At 65.5% G+C, this 14,929-nt stretch carries 15 protein-coding genes; 13 read left to right on the top strand and 2 right to left on the bottom strand.

Annotation, left to right across the window (positions count from 1 at the left end; genetic code table 11):
- The first annotated feature begins 59 nt into the window (after positions 1-59).
- The 3 genes from argH to JKG68_RS15525 all read left to right on the top strand — a co-directional run bounded on the left by argH (position 60) and on the right by JKG68_RS15525 (position 2,323).
- Positions 60-1,424: an argininosuccinate lyase gene (argH, locus tag JKG68_RS15535; protein ID WP_202061207.1), complete on the top strand. Its 1,365-nt coding sequence runs from the start codon at positions 60-62 to the stop codon at positions 1,422-1,424.
- 170 nt (positions 1,425-1,594) lie between these two features.
- A complete protein-coding gene (locus JKG68_RS15530) occupies positions 1,595-2,029 on the top strand; it encodes an Hsp20 family protein (protein ID WP_202061129.1) in 435 nt (144 codons plus the stop codon).
- Positions 2,030-2,056: 27 nt separating this feature from the next.
- On the top strand, positions 2,057-2,323 hold the full coding sequence (locus JKG68_RS15525) for a BQ00720 family protein (RefSeq protein ID WP_202061128.1): 267 nt from the start codon (positions 2,057-2,059) through the stop codon (positions 2,321-2,323).
- Positions 2,324-2,343: 20 nt separating this feature from the next.
- Here the strand turns inward: JKG68_RS15525 and JKG68_RS15520 are convergent, their stop codons facing one another.
- Positions 2,344-3,105 (bottom strand): alpha/beta hydrolase, encoded by a 762-nt coding sequence (locus tag JKG68_RS15520; RefSeq protein WP_202061127.1) that lies wholly within the window; start codon positions 3,103-3,105, stop codon positions 2,344-2,346.
- 99 nt (positions 3,106-3,204) lie between these two features.
- Here JKG68_RS15520 and JKG68_RS15515 point away from each other — a divergent pair, with 99 nt between their 5' ends.
- The 6 genes from JKG68_RS15515 (at position 3,205) to pheT (ending at position 9,701) form a co-directional block, all read left to right on the top strand.
- A complete protein-coding gene (locus JKG68_RS15515) occupies positions 3,205-4,419 on the top strand; it encodes a glycosyltransferase family 4 protein (RefSeq protein ID WP_202061126.1) in 1,215 nt (404 codons plus the stop codon).
- Positions 4,420-4,555: 136 nt separating this feature from the next.
- Entirely contained in the window at positions 4,556-5,077 is a 522-nt protein-coding gene (infC, locus tag JKG68_RS15510; RefSeq protein ID WP_246515479.1) for a translation initiation factor IF-3, read from the top strand.
- A 201-nt stretch (positions 5,078-5,278) separates the two neighbouring features.
- Positions 5,279-5,479, top strand: a complete 201-nt coding sequence (gene rpmI, locus JKG68_RS15505) for a 50S ribosomal protein L35 (RefSeq protein WP_091138934.1) — start codon at positions 5,279-5,281, stop codon at positions 5,477-5,479.
- A 41-nt stretch (positions 5,480-5,520) separates the two neighbouring features.
- Positions 5,521-5,892, top strand: coding sequence for a 50S ribosomal protein L20 (gene rplT / locus JKG68_RS15500; protein WP_202061124.1), 372 nt, complete (start codon positions 5,521-5,523; stop codon positions 5,890-5,892).
- 193 nt (positions 5,893-6,085) lie between these two features.
- A complete protein-coding gene (gene pheS / locus JKG68_RS15495; protein WP_202061123.1) occupies positions 6,086-7,168 on the top strand; it encodes a phenylalanine--tRNA ligase subunit alpha in 1,083 nt (360 codons plus the stop codon).
- A 109-nt stretch (positions 7,169-7,277) separates the two neighbouring features.
- Positions 7,278-9,701, top strand: a complete 2,424-nt coding sequence (gene pheT, locus JKG68_RS15490; RefSeq protein WP_202061122.1) for a phenylalanine--tRNA ligase subunit beta — start codon at positions 7,278-7,280, stop codon at positions 9,699-9,701.
- A gap of 69 nt (positions 9,702-9,770) precedes the next feature.
- Here pheT and JKG68_RS15485 read toward each other — a convergent pair whose 3' ends face one another.
- Positions 9,771-10,586: a HesA/MoeB/ThiF family protein gene (locus JKG68_RS15485; RefSeq protein ID WP_202061121.1), complete on the bottom strand. Its 816-nt coding sequence runs from the start codon at positions 10,584-10,586 to the stop codon at positions 9,771-9,773.
- A 154-nt stretch (positions 10,587-10,740) separates the two neighbouring features.
- On the opposite strand from JKG68_RS15485, the gene JKG68_RS15480 reads away from it, so the two are divergent.
- From JKG68_RS15480 to JKG68_RS15465, 4 genes are all read left to right on the top strand, one after another.
- The gene (locus JKG68_RS15480) at positions 10,741-11,745 is read left to right on the top strand and encodes a BMP family lipoprotein (RefSeq protein WP_202061120.1); all 1,005 of its coding nucleotides are present in this window, start codon (positions 10,741-10,743) and stop codon (positions 11,743-11,745) included.
- 124 nt (positions 11,746-11,869) lie between these two features.
- Positions 11,870-13,393 carry an ABC transporter ATP-binding protein gene (locus JKG68_RS15475; protein WP_202061119.1) on the top strand — a complete coding sequence of 508 codons (1,524 nt, stop codon included), beginning with the start codon at positions 11,870-11,872 and terminating at the stop codon, positions 13,391-13,393.
- Positions 13,393-13,827 carry a VOC family protein gene (locus tag JKG68_RS15470; RefSeq protein WP_202061117.1) on the top strand — a complete coding sequence of 145 codons (435 nt, stop codon included), beginning with the start codon at positions 13,393-13,395 and terminating at the stop codon, positions 13,825-13,827. The genes JKG68_RS15475 and JKG68_RS15470 overlap by 1 nt, the downstream gene beginning before the upstream one ends.
- On the top strand, positions 13,824-14,927 hold the full coding sequence (locus JKG68_RS15465) for an ABC transporter permease (RefSeq protein ID WP_202061115.1): 1,104 nt from the start codon (positions 13,824-13,826) through the stop codon (positions 14,925-14,927). The genes JKG68_RS15470 and JKG68_RS15465 overlap by 4 nt, the downstream gene beginning before the upstream one ends.
- Positions 14,928-14,929 lie beyond the last annotated feature (2 nt).

The raw sequence follows: 14,929 nt of genomic DNA, 5'->3' as shown, positions 1-14,929 counted from the left end.
ACCCTTATTCTGGATGAACGACAGTGTCTGACGAAGCAAAGAAATCCGGTGCCAACACCATGTGGGGCGGGCGGTTCTCGTCCTCGCCCAGCGCGCTCATGGAGGCCATCAACGCCTCGATCGGCTTCGACAAGCGATTGGCCTCGCAGGACATCCAGGGTTCCATCGCCCACAGCGCCATGCTGGCGAAACAGGGGATCATCGCGGAGAGCGACCGGGATGCGATCCACGAGGGGCTCCGGCAGGTGCTGGGCGAGATCGAGGCCGGCACGTTCACCTTCTCCACGGCGCTCGAAGACATCCACATGAACGTGGAAAGCCGGCTGCGCGAGATCGTCGGCGACCCGGCGGCCCGCCTGCACACGGCCCGCAGCCGCAACGACCAGGTGGCCACCGACACCCGTCTCTGGGTGCGCGAGGCCCATGACCGGACGGACGAGCAGCTCACGAACCTGATCGGGGCCCTTCTCGACAATGCCCATGCGCATGCGGCCACCGTCATGCCGGGCTTCACCCACCTCCAGAGCGCCCAGCCGGTGACCTTCGGGCATCATCTCATGGCCTATGTGGAGATGTTCGGCCGCGACCGCAGCCGCTTCCGCGATTCCCGCCGGCGCCTGAACGAGTGCCCCCTCGGCGCGGGCGCGCTCGCCGGCACGTCCTTCCCCATCGACCGGCACATGACCGCCGAGGCCCTCGGCTTCGACGGGCCGACCCGCAACTCGCTGGACACGGTCTCCGACCGGGACAGCCTCCTGGAGTTCATGGCGGCGGCCTCCATCTGCGCCATGCACCTGTCACGTCTTGCGGAAGAAATCATCATCTGGATGTCAGCCCCCTTCGGCTTCGTCCGCCTGCCGGACCGCTGGACCACCGGCTCCAGCATGATGCCGCAGAAGCGCAATCCCGACGCCGCCGAGCTGGTGCGCGGCAAGAGCGGGCGGGTCATCGGCTCCCTGGTGGCCGTGCTCACCATGATGAAGGGCCTTCCGCTCACCTATTCCAAGGACATGCAGGAGGACAAGGAGCAGCTCTTCGACGCGGCCGACACCATCGAAATCGTGCTCGCGGCCATGACCGGCATGATCCAGGACCTCGAGCCGGTGCCCGCGCGCATGGCGGCCGTGGCCGGGGCGGGCTTTTCCACCGCGACCGACCTTGCCGATTGGCTGGTGCGCAGCCTCGACATTCCCTTCCGCGACGCCCACCACGTCACGGGCCGCATCGTCTCGGAGGCCGAGAGCCGGGGCTGCAGCCTGGAGGAACTCCCGCTGGAGGCCATGCGGGCGGTCGAGCCCCGCATCCACCAGGGCATCTATGAGGTGCTGGGTGTGGAGAACTCGGTCCGCTCCCGGACAAGCTTCGGCGGCACGTCCCCGGCGCGGGTGGCCGAGCAGATCGCCTGGTGGCGCGAGCGGCTTTAGCACGCTCCGTTTACCTTGATCGAGCCTCTGGCCCAGGCGACTTGGCCGGGGGCTTGATAGGGCCTCATGCCGTATCCATATTCCTGACAGCGGCTCCGTTGGAGCCACTTTGAGTGCCGCATGTGCGGGCTCGAAACCAACCGAAGTGCCTCTAACCTTGGGCTTCGAACATGTCGCGTCAATCGCCCTTCGGGCACCCGTTTCTGTTAGGCTTCGACGAGATCGAGCAGGCGCTCGATCGGGTCGCAAAGGCGGCAGGGGACGGCTATCCGCCCTATAACATCGAGCGTTTGGCGCGCAGCGAACACGCTCCCGAGCGCCTCCGCATCACCCTTGCCGTTGCTGGATTCACCCAGGATCAGCTCGAGGTGACCCTGGAGGAAAGCCAACTCGTCATCCGGGGGCGGCAGTCCGACGACAAGACAAGGCACTTCCTTCATCGCGGCATCGCCGCCCGTCAGTTTCAGCGCACCTTCCTCCTCGTCGACGGCATGGAGGTTCTGGGCGCTGACCTGTCCAACGGCCTGTTGTCGATCGATCTCGTCCGGCCCGAGCCGGAGCGGATCGTTCGCAAGATCAACATCATCGCCTCCGACAAGGTGTGACGGCATCCGCGTGACAAGGAGATGTCCATGAACTTCGATATCAAGCATTACGACACACCGGCCCTGGACGTTGCCGAACTGGCAGCCTTGGGCCTGGGGCAGATGGCCTATGTGAAGCCCATGGAGTCCGACGAGGTGGCCCGGCTGTTTCCGCAGGCTCCCAAGCTCGAACCCGGCATGCGGCTGTTTGCCCTTCTGTCCGCCAGCGGCGAGCCGATCCTGCTGACCGACAACCATGACGCGGCCCTTGCGAATGCCTGGGCCCACGACCTGACGACGGTGAGCCTCCATTAAGGCTCACCCCACCGGGTTCATCAGGCAATCGCTTCGACGGCGGCGATCAGCCGCTCGATGTCCTCGGGCCGGGAGAGCCGGTGGTCGCCGTCCTTGATCAGGGTCAGCGACACGCTGTCTCCCGGCAGGTGCTCCACGATCTGGAGCGCATGGCTCCAGGGCACATCGGGGTCTTCCATCCCCTGCAGGATATGAACTGGACAGCCGGTCTGGATCGGCTGTCCGAGCAGGAGATGGCGTCGGCCATCCTCGATCAGCGCCCTGGTGATGGGGTAGGGGTCCTCGGAATAGGCCGATGGCCGGTTGTAGACGCCCGTCTCCTCGACGACGCGCTTCAAGTCGTCCGGGAAACGGTCCCACATCAGCCGTTCGGTCATGTCCACGGCCGGCGCGATGAGGACGATCCCGGCAGGTGCACTGTTGGGCCGCCTTTCCAGGAGATGGCGGGCCGCCAGGAGGCTGATCCAGCCGCCCATGGACGAGCCGACCAGGACCGGCCGTTCCGTGACGAAGCGCTCGATCACCGTCATCGCATCCTCAAGCCAGCGGGAGATCGTGCCGTCCTCGAAGGCTCCCCCCGATTCGCCATGGCCGCTGTAATCGAAGCGCACGAAGGCGCGGCCGTTCTTCTCGGCCCACTCGTCGAGGGCGGCGGCCTTCGTGGCCCGCATGTCCGACTTGAAGCCGCCGAGCCATACGATGGGTGGCCCCTTGCCCTCACGGGAGAGCACGGCGATGGGACGGGCCTGCACACCTTGGCCTGCCGTGACGCTTTGCGGCATGGTTAACTCATCCTCAACTGCTTTGAAGCAAGCGTTGTAGACGATTCTTTTGAGAAGGCTCTTACTTCTGTGAGTTTTTCATCGCGACCCGGCGGAGGGATGGCTTTCCCGTCCTCCCATTTTCACCCGCTGGAGGGACGGACCATCCTGCAGGTCGTCCCGGAGCTCGAGGCGGGCGGGGCGGAGCGCACCACCGTCGACATCGCCGAGGGGCTGGTCCATGCCGGCGCCCGCGCCCTGGTGGCGACGGAGGGCGGGCGCCTCGTCGGTGAACTGCAAACCAAGGGCGGCGTCTGGATACCGTTTCCGGCGGCCACGAAAAATCCGTTCTCGATGGTCGTCAACGTGCGAAAGCTCGCCCGCATCTGCCATCAGGAGCGGGTCTTCCTGGTGCATGCCCGCTCCCGGGCGCCTGCCTGGGTGGGTCTGGGAGCCGCGCGTTCCCTGAACATCCCGTTCGTGACAACCTATCACGGCAGCTATTCCGGCCGCTCCTCGGTCAAGGTTCTCTACAATTCCGTCATGGCCAGGGGCGACGCCGTCATCGCCAACTCCAACTATACCGGTGAGCTGATCCGCTCGGTCTATCCTCAGGCGGGCGAGCGGATCCGCGTCATCCATCGGGGAACGGACTTTGGCCTCTTCTCTCCGCAGGCCATCGCGCCGGAACGGATCGAGGCTCTGCGCAAGGCCTGGGCAGTGGCGCCCCACGAGCGCGTGGTGCTGCTGGCGGCCCGGCTGACCGGCTGGAAAGGCCAGAGGGTTCTGATCGAGGCCGCGGCCAAACTTCGGGATGCGGGCCTCGGCGACGTCGCCTACATTCTCGCGGGCGATCCGCAGGGACGGGACTCCTACGTCAAGGAGCTCGACGGCTTGATCGAGGCGCGGAAACTGAAGGGGGTCGTGCGCCGCGTCGGCCATTGCACCGACATGCCCGCAGCCTTCCTGGCGGCCTCGGTGGTGACCGTGCCCTCGACGGAGCCCGAAGCCTTCGGCCGCTCCGCCGTGGAGGCCCAGGCCATGGGCACCCCGGTGGTCGTGTCCGATCTGGGCGCCGTGCCGGAGACGGTTCTCTCGCCGCCTGCCGTTCAGCCCCACGAGCGGACGGGCTGGCGCGTCCCGGCAGGTGACGCGGATGCGCTGGCCGAAGCCCTGGGCGCAGCGCTGAGTCTGGGTGCCAGCGCCAGAATCGCCTTAGGAAGCAGGGCCAGGGCCCATGTGGAGCGCCATTTTTCGCTGGAGCGCATGGTGTCGGGCACCCTCGATGTGTATTCAGCCCTTCTGGAGGGCCGTTTTACGCACAGAACAAGTTGACTTCCCGCGCATTTGCGCGAAATGTCGAATCATTCGCGGCAAGGCTGAGCAGGAACAGCAGGGTCCCTCAGGGGGCTCCGATCCTCGGCCTAGCCCTTAACAGGAGATACGAGCCATTCGCAGACCAATGAGAGCCATGCCGGTGCCGCAAAAGGACGGACCGCGCGCCAACCGAGACATTCGCGGTGTTCGCGAAGTGCAGCTGATCGACGATGCAGGGCAGAACCGGGGCGTCGTGCCCTTCTTCGATGCCCTGAAGGTTGCTGAAGACGCGGGCCTCGATCTCGTGGAGATCTCGCCGAACGCAACCCCTCCCGTCTGCAAGATCCTTGATTACGGCAAGTTCCGCTTCCTTGAGCAGAAGAAGGCCGCCGAGGCGCGCAAGAAGCAGAAGACGGTCGAGGTCAAGGAAATCAAGCTGCGTCCAGGCATCGATGACCACGATTACGAGGTCAAGATGAAGGCGATGAAGGGCTTCTTCGAGGAAGGCAACAAGGTGAAGATCACCCTGCGCTTCCGTGGCCGCGAAATGGCGCACCAGTCGCTCGGCCTGAAGGTTCTGGACCGGGTCAAGGCCGATGTGGGCGATCTCGCCAAGGTCGAGATGGAGCCGAATTTCGAGGGCCGCCAGGTCGTCATGGTTTTGGCGCCGCGCTAAGACTCTCCTCGGGCAGAGAAATTCATGGCCGTCGGGGCACCGGCGGCCATTGCTTTTTGAGCGGCCTTCTGCCATAAGGCCGCCTTCATCGAACCGCCCGGCCGTTAGGGCTGCCGTGGCGGTTTGTTTTGCTCAATGCAGCAATGAAAAGGTCGACGAGCGGTTCAAGCCGCTCCGGAGGCCTGTCCAAAGGAGAGCCAAATGCCCAAGCTGAAGACGAAGTCGGGCGCGAAGAAGCGCTTCAAGATCACTGGCACCGGCAAGGTGGTTTACGCCCAGGCCGGCAAGCGCCACGGGATGATCAAGCGGACCAACAAGCAGATCCGCAACCTGCGCGGCACCACGACCATGTTCGAAGGTGATGCGTACAACGTGAAGAAGTACTTCCTGCCGAACGGCTAAGGCGGTTCTTTCCCACATCCCAGATTTTGAAGGAGTTTTAAATGGCCCGCGTCAAACGTGGCGTAACATCCCACGCCAAGCACAAGAAGGTCCTGAAAGCCGCCAAAGGCTTCTACGGCCGCCGCAAGAACACCATCCGCATCGCCAAGCAGGCGGTCGAAAAGAGCATGCAGTATGCGACGCGCGACCGTCGCAACAAGAAGCGCACCTTCCGCGCGCTCTGGATCCAGCGCCTCAACGCCGCTGTCCGCATGCACGACATGACCTATTCCCGATTTATCGACGGTCTCGGCAAGGCTGGGATCGAGGTTGATCGCAAGGTCCTGTCCGAGCTGGCCATCCACGAGCCGGCGGCTTTCGCCGCCTATGTGGAGCGCGCCAAGGCCGCCCTGCCGCAGCAGCAGGCTGCCTAAGCTGGATAGACTGGCTTCCGGTGCGGCTGAACCATCAGCCGCACCGCCTTCCTTCCCCCTTCTCCGAGACCACCCGCGCTGACGGCCCCTGCGCTGTCGGCTGCCAATTCGCGGCTCGGACGACTTGACGGTTCCCGCGCCGCGCCTCACTCAAGGCGCCTCTCATGTGGCGCTTGCATCTGGCCAGGGACCGATGACCGATCTCAACCAACTCGAACGTGACCTGCTCACCCAGGTCGAAGCCGCCGGCGACGAGGCGGCTCTGGAAACCGTGCGCGTCTCCGCGCTCGGCAAGAAGGGCTCCGTCTCCGAACTCCTGAAAACCCTCGGGGCCATGACGCCCGAGGAGCGCAAGGAACGCGGCCCGCTCATCAACGGCCTGCGCGACAAGGTTCAGGGCGCGATCGCAGCCAGGAAAGAGACGCTTGGGGAGGCGGCCCTCGAAGCCCGGCTTTCCGCCGAGCGCATCGACGTGACGCTGCCGGTGCCTGAGGCGCCCGAATCCCGCGGCCGCATCCACCCGATCAGCCAGGTCATCGAGGAACTGACGGCGATCTTCGCCGATATGGGGTTCTCCGTGGCCGAGGGGCCGGATATCGAGACCGATTACCTCAATTTCACGGCGCTGAACTTCCCCGAAGGCCACCCGGCCCGCGAGATGCACGACACCTTCTTCCTCGCCCCCGACGAGAAGGGCGAACGCAAGGTGCTGCGCACGCACACCTCGCCGGTCCAGATCCGCACGATGACGTCCAAGGCGCCGCCGATCCGGGTGATCATCCCCGGGAGGACCTACCGACACGACTCCGACCAGACCCACACGCCGATGTTCCACCAGGTGGAAGGCCTCGTCATCGACAAGCAGGCCAACATCGCCCACCTCAAGTGGATCCTGGAGGAGTTCTGCAAGGCCTTCTTCGAGGTCGAGCAGGTGAAGATGCGGTTCCGCCCGTCCTTCTTCCCCTTCACGGAACCGTCCGCCGAGGTCGACATCCAGTGCTCGCGCAAGGGCGGCGAGATCCGCTTCGGCGAGGGCACGGACTGGCTCGAGATCCTCGGCTGCGGCATGGTCCACCCGAACGTGCTGCGCAATTGCGGGCTCGATCCGGACGAGTACCAGGGCTTCGCCTGGGGCATGGGCATCGACCGCATCGCCATGCTGAAATACGGCATGCCGGACCTGCGCCCGTTCTTCGAGGCCGATGTGCGCTGGCTCAACCATTACGGCTTCCGCCCGCTCGACATCCCAAGCCTCGTCAGCGGCCTCACGTCCTGAGGCGTCATTCCGGCCGAAGTGCCGGGATCGCAAGACGAGACAACACCCCTTCGGATCACGATCCCGGATCTGGCCAGCCAGTCCGGGATGACACTCAAGGAACAGTGTCATGAAATTCACCCTCTCCTGGCTCAAGGATCACCTCGAGACCACGGCTTCCCTCGACGAGATCGTCGAGACGCTCACGCGCATCGGCCTCGAGGTCGAGGGCGTGGAGGACAAGGCGACCATGCTGGCGCCCTACAAGGTCGCCTATGTGATCTCCGCCGAGCAGCACCCCAACGCCGATCGCCTGCGCGTGTGCAAGGTCGATACGGGGGAGGGGAGCCCGATCCAGGTGGTTTGCGGCGCGCCGAATGCCCGCACGGGCATGAAGAGCGTGTTCGCGCCCCCCGGCACCTACATCCCGGGCAAGAACATCACGCTGGGTGTCGGCACCATCCGCGGCGTCGAGAGCGCGGGCATGTTGTGCTCAGGCTCGGAACTCGAGATCTCCGACGACCACGACGGCATCATCGATCTGCCCGAGGATGCGCCGGTCGGTCAGGCTTATGCCGCCTATGCCGGGCTCGACGATCCGGTGATCGAGATCAACCTGACGCCGAACCGTCCCGACTGCACCTCGATCTACGGCATCGCCCGGGATCTGGCGGCTGCCGGCCTCGGCACCTTGAAGGGCGGCGACGTGCCGGTCATTCAGGGCAATGGCCCTTGCCCGGTTTCCGTGACGCTCGATTTCGCGCCCGGCGACGAGAAGCTCTGCCCTGCCTTCGCGCTGCGTCTCGTGCGCGGCGTGAAGAACGGCCCGTCGCCGGAATGGATGCAGCGCCGCCTGCTCGCCATCGGGCTTCGTCCGATCAACGCGCTGGTGGATATCACCAACTACGTCACCTTCGACCGGGGCCGGCCGCTCCACGTCTTCGATCTCAAGAAGGTGAAGGGCAACCTCACCGTCCGCCGGGCGAAGGAAGGCGAGGAGGTGCTGGCCCTCGATGGGCGCACCTACAAGCTCGATCCCGGCGCCGTGGTGATCGCCGACGACAACGGCGTGGAATCCATTGCCGGCATCATGGGCGGCGAGCATTCGGGCTCGGACGAGACCACCACCGACGTGCTGATCGAGTCGGCGCTCTGGGATCCGCTCAATATCGCGCAGACCGGCCGAAAGCACGGGATCATCACCGACGCCCGCTACAGGTTCGAGCGCGGCATCGATCCGGCCTTCACCGTGCCGGGTCTCGATCTTGCGACCCGCATGGTGATCGACCTGTGCGGCGGCGAGGCGAGCGAGGCCGTGGTGGCTGGCCAGGTTCCGCAGGACAACCGCGTCATCGCGTTCCCCTGGAACGAGGTCCCGCGCCTGTCGGGACTTGATGTGCAGCCCGGTGAATCCGAACAGATCCTGAAAAAGCTCGGCTTCGTTATCGAGGGATCGGGCGAGCGCGTCAGCGTCACGGCGCCGTCCTGGCGTCCCGACATCGAGGGCAAGGCGGATCTGGTCGAGGAGGTCATCCGCATCGCCGGTGTCGACCGCATCGAGCCCAAGCCTCTGCCGCGCCTGGAAGACACGGTGGCCAAGCCGATCCTGACCCTGATCCAGAAGCGCACGCGGCTCGCCCGCCGTTCGCTCGCGGTGCGCGGCCTGGTGGAGGCCGTCACCTGGTCGTTCATCGCAAAAAGCGAGGCGGAGCTGTTCGGGGGTGGCGACGGGCGCTTGGCGCTTGCCAATCCCATCGCGGCCGAGCTCTCCGACATGCGCCCGAGCCTGCTGCCAGGCCTGATGAAGGCCGCGCAGCGAAACGCGGATCGCGGCTTGGGCGACGTGGCGCTCTTCGAGGTCGGCCAGACCTTTGCGTCCGACGAGCCGGAAGGCCAGTCGATCAAGGCCGCCGCCGTCCGTCGCGGCACGGCGCGGGCGGAAGGCGTGGGCCGTCACTGGGACGGTGGCGCGCAAACGGTCGATGCGTTCGACGCCAAGGCGGACGTGCTGGCCCTGCTCGCGGCGCTCGGCATCCCGTCCGGCGGCCTCCAGATCGTGGCCGGAGGTCCGGCCTGGTTCCATCCCGGCCGTTCGGGCACCCTGCAGTTCGGGCCGAAGAACGTAGTCGGCGCCTTCGGCGAGGTTCACCCGAAGGTGCTCAAGGCGCTTGACCTGAAGGGGCCGCTGGTGGCCTTCGAGCTCAACCTCGACGCGCTCCCGCCGCCCAAGGCAAAGCCGACCAAGATGAAGCCGAAGCTGAACCTGCCCGACTTCCAGCCGCTCACCCGCGACTTCGCCTTCGTGGTGGGCCGCAACGTGGCAGCCGGCGACATCGTGAAGGCGGCGCAAGGCGCCGAGCGCCAGCTGATCGTGGGCGTCGACGTGTTCGACATCTACGAGGGCACCGGCATCGACCCGGACAAGAAGTCGGTGGCGATTGCCGTCACTCTGCAGCCGACGGAGAAGACGCTCACCGACGTGGAGATCGAAGCGGTTTCCGCCAAGATCGTCGGCGAGGTGTCGAAGAAGACAGGCGCGGTGCTGCGGTCGTAGCTAATTCGTCATCCCGGGGCCGCGTAGCGGAACCCGGGATCGCTTCCAGAATAAGGCGCTTTACTCGTCCTACGATCCCGGATCGCGGCTGTGCCGCGTCCGGGATGACGCCTGTGAGGACCCGCTCAGCGGGTTCGCCTCATCCCAGCCATAGCGAACCGTATCGAACCGCATCCCCCGCGCATCGACCATGAGAAGCCGCCCCACGAGGCTCTCGCCGAACCCGACGATCTCCCGGATCACCTCCATGGCCATCAGACTGCCCATGACCCCGGCAAGCGCGCCGAGCACGCCCGCTTCCGCGCAGGTGGGGATCGCGCCAGCGGGAGGCGGGGAGGCAAAGAGGCAGCGATAGGTGGGGTTGGGCCTGCCGTCCGGTCCGGTCTCATGGGCCCGGATCGTGGTGAGCGAACCATCGAACTGCCCGAGCGCTGCGGTCACCAGCGGCTTTTTTTCGAAGAAGCAGGCATCGGACACCGCGTAGCGGGTCTCGAAGTTGTCCGACCCATCGGCCACCACATCGTATCGGCCGATCAGATCCCGCGCATTCCCCTCCGTAATCCTAAGCCAATGGGGCTCCACCACAACGTGAGGATTGAGCAGCCTGACGGCCTCGGCCGCACTCTCGATCTTCAAGCGCCCAAGATCCTGCGTCCCATGGATCACCTGCCGCTGCAGGTTGGACACGGACACCACGTCGTCGTCTACGATGCCGATCGTGCCGATCCCGGCTGCGGCGAGATACTGGATCAGGGGAGCGCCCAGGCCTCCGGCGCCGATCACGAGAACGCGAGCGGCTTTCAGCTTCAGCTGGCCGGGGCCTCCCACGTCCTGGAGGACGAGGTGTCGGGCGTAGCGGTCGATTTCGTCGGGTGTTAGAGGCATGCCGTGACCTTAGGGGAACGGCTCCTGCCATCAACCATCCCGTGAAGGAAATAACGTGCCGTCTTGACAGGGGCCTTGGCGTTGTGACCCTTGCCGTGCCATCGTCAAGGGGCAACCGGACAACAAGCCCGGCGTCAAACAGGGAACAATGCCGATGACTATCACTAAATTTGGCTTCGCGCTTGCGGGCCTTGCCTTCTCCGCCACGGCTGCCTTCGCGCAGCAGGCCGCCTTCAAGCCCGCCATCGTCTACGATCTCGGCGGAAAGTTCGACAAATCCTTCAACGAGGGCGTCCACACCGGCGCCGAGAAGTACAAGAAGGATACCGGCACCGATTACCGCGATTTCGAGCCGCAGAACGACGCCCAGCGCGAGCAGGCCCTGCGCCGCTTCGCCCGCGACGGCTTCTCGCCGATCCTGGCCGTGGGCTTCTCCCAGGAAACCGCGCTGAAGAAGGTGGCCGACGAGTTCCCCAACATCAAGTTCGCCATCATCGATGCCGTGGTCGAGAAGCCGAACGTCCAGTCCGTGCTGTTCAAGGAGCACGAGGGCTCGTTCCTGGTCGGCCTCCTGGCGGCCCAGGCCTCCAAGACCAACAAGGTCGGCTTCGTGGGCGGCATGGACATCCCGCTCATCCGCAAGTTCGCCTGCGGCTACGTCCAGGGCGTGAAGCACGCCAAGAAGGACGCCGAGGTGTTCCAGAACATGACCGGCACGACGGGCACGGCCTGGAACGATCCGGTCAAGGGCGGCGAACTCGCCAAGAGCCAGATCGATCGCGGCGCCGACGTGATCTATCATGCGGCCGGCGGCACGGGCGTGGGCGTGCTGCGCGCCGCGGCCGACGCGGGCAAGCTGGGCATCGGCGTCGACTCGAACCAGAACGCCATGCATCCCGGCAAGATCCTGACCTCCATGGTCAAGCGCGTGGATCTGGCGGCCTACAACGCCTTCGATCAGGCCAAGAAGGGCACCTTCAAGGCCGGCGTCTCGAACCTCGGCCTTGCCGAGGACGGCGTGGCCTGGGCGCTCGACGACAACAACAAGGCGCTGATCACCCCCGAGATGAAGGCCGCCGCCGACAAGGCCGCCGCCGACATCAAGTCCGGCGCCATCAAGGTGCACGACTACATGTCGGACTCCAAGTGCCCGATGTAAGCTGACGCATCCTTTCGGCCGCAGGCTCGAGGAGGCCTGCGGCCGATTTTTTGAGCGAGTTCTTTGTTTTTCCGATAAGATCCGGCTCCGTCTCTCGTATTTGCCGGCAGATCGTCCGAGGCCGATGTCCCCAGCCATCCAACTCATCGCCATCAACAAGAGCTTCGGCGCCGTTCACGCCAACAAGGATGTGAACCTTTCCGTCGAGCGCGGCACCATCCACGGCATCGTCGGCGAGAACGGCGCGGGCAAGTCGACGCTCATGTCGATCCTGTACGGGTTCTACGAGGCGGATTCCGGCGAGATCCGGGTCAACGGCAAACCCATTGCCATCCGGTCGCCCAATGACGCCATTCAGGCGGGCATCGGCATGGTCCACCAGCACTTCATGCTGGTCGAGACCCTGACGGTCGTCGAGAACGTGATGCTCGGCGCCGAGGGCGGTGCCATGCTGCGCGTGGGCGAGGCGAAAGTTCGGGCCGAGCTTGCGCGGCTTGCCAGGGATTACGGCCTCGAGATCGACGTGGACGCCGTTGTGGGCGACCTGTCCGTCGGCCTGCAGCAGCGCGTCGAAATCCTGAAAGCTCTCTATCGCGGCGCGGATATTCTCATCCTCGACGAGCCCACCGCCGTGCTGACGCCGCCGGAAGCTGATGCGCTGTTCGGGCTGCTGCGGTCGCTGAAGGAGCAGGGCAAGACCGTCATCCTCATCACGCACAAGCTGCGCGAGATCATGGCGATCACGGACCGCGTCTCCGTGATGCGCCGCGGCGAGATGGTGGCCACTCTCGAAACCGCCAGTACCTCGCCGCCTGAATTGGCCGAGCTGATGGTGGGCCGCCGCGTGCTCCTGCGCGTCGAAAAGGCCGAGAAGGTGCCCGGCGCGCCCCTGCTCGAGGTCGACAACCTGTCCGTCGTCGATGCCCGCGGCGTGCTGCGTGTGGCGAATGCGTCCTTTACCGTTCGTGCGGGCGAGATCGTCGGCATCGCAGGGGTGGCCGGCAACGGCCAGAGCGAATTGCTGGAGGCCATCGCCGGCATGCGCCCGCCCATGCTCGGCTCGATCCGGCTGGAGGGGAGCCCCGTCCATTCCAGCGAGCACAACCCGCACCGCATGCGCGAACTCGGCCTCCTGCACGTGCCGGAAGACCGGCTGCGCATGGGGCTTGTGCCCGCGTTCCCGGCCTTTGAGAGCGCCATCCTGGGCTTCAGCGACGAGCCGCATCTCGGCCGTGGGCCGATCCTCGACCATGAACGCCTGATCGCGGATCTTGCCAGGAAGATGGAGCAGTACGATGTGCGCCCGCCGGCGCCGCGGCTCAAATCGTCGAAGTTTTCCGGCGGCAACCAGCAGAAGATCGTTCTGGCGCGCGAGATCGAGCGCAATCCGAAGGTGCTGCTCGTCGGCCAGCCGACCCGCGGCGTCGATATCGGCGCCATCGAGTTCATCCACCGCCGCCTGATCGCGTTGCGCGATGCGGGCGTCGGCATCCTGCTGGTTTCCGTGGAACTCGACGAGATCATGAATCTCTCCGACCGCATCCTCACCATGTGCGGCGGCAAGATCACCGGCGAGCGCAAGGCCTCCGAGACCAACGAGCAGGATCTCGGCCTGCTCATGGCCGGCATCACGGACGAGGCCGCCTGATGCAGCCGCGACTGACCCTTGTGACCCTTGGCGTCGCGGATCTTGCAAAGTCGCGCGCCTTCTACGAGGCCTGGGGCTGGAAAGCCTCCTCCGCCAGCCAGCCCAGCGTCGCCTTCTATCAGGCCAACGGCTTGGCGCTCGGCCTCTTCGGGCGCGCCGATCTGGCCAAGGATGCGGGCGTCGAGGACAAGCCCACCGGCTTTGCCGCCATCACGCTTGCCTACAACGCGCGCTCGAAGCAGGAAGCGGACGAAGTCTACGCCCTTGCGGTGAAGGCGGGCGCGCGCCCGATCAAGCCCCTGCACGATGTTTTCTGGGGCGGCTATTCGGGCTATTTCGCAGATCCTGACGGGCACCTCTGGGAAGTGGCCTGGAACCCGTTCTTTCCTCTCGACGAACAGGGCCACATGTTCCTGCCGGATACTCAAACGTGAGCGCTCCTCTCGACCTGCCCAAATGGGCCGATACGGTTCTCGTGCCCGCCATCTCCGTGGTGGCGGCTTTTCTCGTGGCCGGCCTCGTCGTGGTCGCCATCGGCGAGAACCCGCTGACGGCCACCCGCTGGCTGCTCCAGGGCAGCCTCGGCACGGGGGAGGGGCTCGGCTTCACCCTGTTCTACATGACGGACTTCATCTTCGTCGGGCTGGCGGTTGCGGTGGCCTACCATGCTGGGCTGTTCAACATCGGCGGCGAGGGACAGGCGACGCTTGCGGGCCTCGGCATCGCGCTCGTGCTGAACAACCTGACCTTTCTGCCGGGCTTTCTGCTCATCCCCCTCGGCATCCTGGGGGCGGCTGCCTTCGGGGCCGCCTGGGCTGCGATCCCCGGTTATCTTCAGGCCAAACGCGGCAGCCACATCGTCATCACCACGATCATGTTCAACTGGCTTGCCAGCGTGTTGATCGTTTACCTGCTGGTGAACGTACTGCGCGAGCCGCAGTCCATGAACCCGGAAACCCGCGCCTTCCCGGAGCAGTCGTACATCCCGTTCATGCATGAGGTCTTCGCCGCCTTCGGGATCGAGGTTCCGGCGTCCCAGCTCAACCTCACGCTGGTGCTGGCCCTGGCGGCCGCCTACTGCGTCTGGCTTCTCATCTACCGTTCGCGCCTCGGCTATGCGATCCGCGTCGTGGGATCGAACCCGACCGCCGCCGTTTATGCGGGCATCTCGCCCGCGCGCATCACGGTCATCGCCATGGTGCTGTCGGGCGCTCTCGCCGGCGGCCTCGCGGTCAACGAGCTCATGGGCTACCAGCATCGCCTGCTGCTGGAGTTCACCTCCGGCTACGGCTTCGTCGGAATCGCGGTCGCCCTCATGGGCCGTGCTCATCCGGTGGGCATCATCCTGGCCTCGCTCCTGTTCGGCATTCTCTATCAGGGCGGTGCGGAGCTGGCCTTCGAGCAGCCGGCCATCACCCGCGACATGGTGGTGGTGATCGGCGGCATCATCATCTTGTTTGCGGGCGCCCTCGACGGGTTGTTCCGGCGCGCGGTGGCGCATGTGCTCACGCGTCAGAAGCTGGCGAGGGTGTGACG

The organism is Microvirga aerilata, from assembly GCF_016743775.1.
Classification (GTDB): domain Bacteria; phylum Pseudomonadota; class Alphaproteobacteria; order Rhizobiales; family Beijerinckiaceae; genus Microvirga; species Microvirga aerilata.
This window is presented reverse-complemented; position numbering and strand designations above follow the sequence as displayed.

Coding starts and splice junctions, on each gene's coding strand:
- JKG68_RS15520 (WP_202061127.1), bottom strand. CDS start 3,105: ATGCCGCAAAGCGTCACGGCAGGCCAAGGTGTGCAGGCCCGTCCCATC.
- pheS (WP_202061123.1), top strand. CDS start 6,086: ATGACCGATCTCAACCAACTCGAACGTGACCTGCTCACCCAGGTCGAA.
- JKG68_RS15475 (WP_202061119.1), top strand. CDS start 11,870: ATGTCCCCAGCCATCCAACTCATCGCCATCAACAAGAGCTTCGGCGCC.
- rpmI (WP_091138934.1), top strand. CDS start 5,279: ATGCCCAAGCTGAAGACGAAGTCGGGCGCGAAGAAGCGCTTCAAGATC.
- JKG68_RS15485 (WP_202061121.1), bottom strand. CDS start 10,586: ATGCCTCTAACACCCGACGAAATCGACCGCTACGCCCGACACCTCGTC.
- pheT (WP_202061122.1), top strand. CDS start 7,278: ATGAAATTCACCCTCTCCTGGCTCAAGGATCACCTCGAGACCACGGCT.
- JKG68_RS15530 (WP_202061129.1), top strand. CDS start 1,595: ATGTCGCGTCAATCGCCCTTCGGGCACCCGTTTCTGTTAGGCTTCGAC.
- JKG68_RS15515 (WP_202061126.1), top strand. CDS start 3,205: ATGGCTTTCCCGTCCTCCCATTTTCACCCGCTGGAGGGACGGACCATC.
- infC (WP_246515479.1), top strand. CDS start 4,556: ATGCCGGTGCCGCAAAAGGACGGACCGCGCGCCAACCGAGACATTCGC.
- JKG68_RS15470 (WP_202061117.1), top strand. CDS start 13,393: ATGCAGCCGCGACTGACCCTTGTGACCCTTGGCGTCGCGGATCTTGCA.
- argH (WP_202061207.1), top strand. CDS start 60: ATGTGGGGCGGGCGGTTCTCGTCCTCGCCCAGCGCGCTCATGGAGGCC.
- JKG68_RS15525 (WP_202061128.1), top strand. CDS start 2,057: ATGAACTTCGATATCAAGCATTACGACACACCGGCCCTGGACGTTGCC.
- rplT (WP_202061124.1), top strand. CDS start 5,521: ATGGCCCGCGTCAAACGTGGCGTAACATCCCACGCCAAGCACAAGAAG.
- JKG68_RS15480 (WP_202061120.1), top strand. CDS start 10,741: ATGACTATCACTAAATTTGGCTTCGCGCTTGCGGGCCTTGCCTTCTCC.